General features: G+C 54.8%; 1 protein-coding gene. It reads right to left on the minus strand.

Annotated elements, in window-relative coordinates; translation table 11 throughout:
• Positions 1-1,946, minus strand: a 1,946-nt coding sequence (locus E0L29_RS11395) for a chemotaxis protein CheB (protein WP_278248925.1), incomplete at its 3' end; no start/stop codon positions are given.
• Positions 1,947-2,073: the final 127 nt, after the last annotated feature.

Genomic DNA, 2,073 nt, shown 5'->3' on the forward strand with positions numbered 1-2,073 from the left:
ATTGTATCCTCAAAAACCGTCAGAACGAGATCGTAAAGGGATTCGGGCGACTTCAGCTGCTCAACCCTCAGGCTCACGGACTGCTTGTCTTGCGTGCCGCCAATCACCACCCCTTGTTTTCTGACAGGGCCGGCATGGCGGATGGCTGTGCCGAACAGCAGGTTCAGCTCATAGCCGAGTCCTTCACGGGCCATGGCGAAAATATTCCAGTTCGCCTGGCCTGCCGGCGGCTCAAGGAATTTCCCGGTCCTGCCGTTTATATAGATGATGTCGCCCATCTGGTTTGTCAGGACAGCAGCGGGGGTGAAATGCCCCAGAAGAAACTGCTCTGTCTGCGACTGCAGGTTCATGTCGTGTGCTTTATTTTTTCGTTCGGGTTCAGCGATATCTGCCGGTACCGGGATAGCATGGGAGAATGCTGCCGGAAAATCGATGATCTGGGGACGGATGCCACGATGGATCTGACGGAAAATTCTTGCTTTGTTGTCGAGAGGCTCAAAGAGCTGCGTGTTGATGCCGATGGTTTCGGCCGAACCGAGGAACAGCAGACCGCCGGGCTTCAGGCTGTAGTGAAACAGTGACATGAGTTTCTTCTGCAGTTCCGGCTCCATGTAGATGAGCAGGTTTCTGCATATGATGATATCCAGCATGATGAAGGGCGGGTCCATGATGATATCGTGGGGGGCGAAAACAATCAGTTCGCGGATCTCTCTGGACACCCTCCATCCGCCGGTTTCGTTCTTCTCAAAGAATCGCTGGAGCCGTTGTTCGGAAATATCGGCTGATATGTTGGCGGGGTAGATGCCGTTTCTGGCTTTTTCGATGGCGTCCTTGTCAAGGTCCGTGGCAAAAATCTGGAGTTTGAACGACCCGGCCGGTTTCATTTCCTCAATCGATTCCCTGAAAAGCATCGCAATCGAATAGGCCTCTTCGCCGGTTGAACAGCCTGCCACCCATACCCGCAGGGGTCCGCCGGACGGCTTCCTGCTGAAAATTGAAGGCAGTCCCTTCGATTTCAGCGAATCCCACGCCATCGGATCACGAAAAAAGCTGGTAACCCCGATCAGAAGCTCCTTGAAAAGAAGATTCGATTCCTGCTGACTTTCCTGCAGCAGGCGGATGTAATCGCCAATCCGTTCGATCTGGTGGATACCCATGCGCCTCTCAATACGGCGATAGAACGTGTTTTGCTTATAGAATGAAAAATCATGCCCCGTCCTGGACCTGAGGAGCATCACCACTTTTTCAAGATTACCGGCTTCGCGGTCGTCGATGACCGGCGCTCGGTTGAGGGGCAGCGGGATCTTTTTGAGGTATGCCAGGATCCTTGCCGGAAGCTCTTCTGCCGGGGCAACGATATCAGCAAGACCGGCATTGATGGCGCTGCTGGGCATCCCGTCGAACTTTGCCGTAGCGGGATCCTGAACAAACACCGCTCCGCCACGTTCCCTGATGGTCCGAAGACCGAGTGCGCCGTCAGAACCCATACCCGAGAGGATTACGCCGATGGCCCGTTCGCAAAGGTCGTCGGCCAGGGAGCGGAAAAAGAAGTCGATAGGATGGCGAAGGCCACGGGGTTCAGTCATTTCAAGCAGGTGCAGCGTGCCGTGGAGAATCGACATGTCTTTATTCGGCGGGATGACATAGACCCGGCCCGGCTCGATTTTCAGGCGGTCTGTGACCTCGGCGACAGGAAGGTCTGTCACCCGCTGAAGCAGCTCTACAATGATGGCGTGATGGGTTGGGTCAAGGTGCTGCACCACTACAATGGCCATCCCGCATGGGTGGACGATATTTTTCAGAAAAAGCTGAAGCGCCTCAAGGCCTCCGGCCGAAGCTCCGATGCCGATGACAGGGAAAAGCGTTTGCCCGCACAGGGCGCGATTGTTCCGGCTATTGCGCTGAGGGCGGCGGGAGGGGAGAGGAGATGAAGATGAGCTGTTCATTGAGAGGATTGTTGTTCTATCTTTTGCGCCGCATCTGATAACCCCGGCTGACGAATCCTCTATGGCGCTGTTGCTGAAATATAGTTCTAGTTGCGGGAAACCCATTCTTTTCTATGCCTGATTACGG

The sequence above is a fragment of the Chlorobium sp. N1 genome, from assembly GCF_004332115.1.
Taxonomy (GTDB): Bacteria; Bacteroidota; Chlorobiia; order Chlorobiales; family Chlorobiaceae; genus Chlorobium.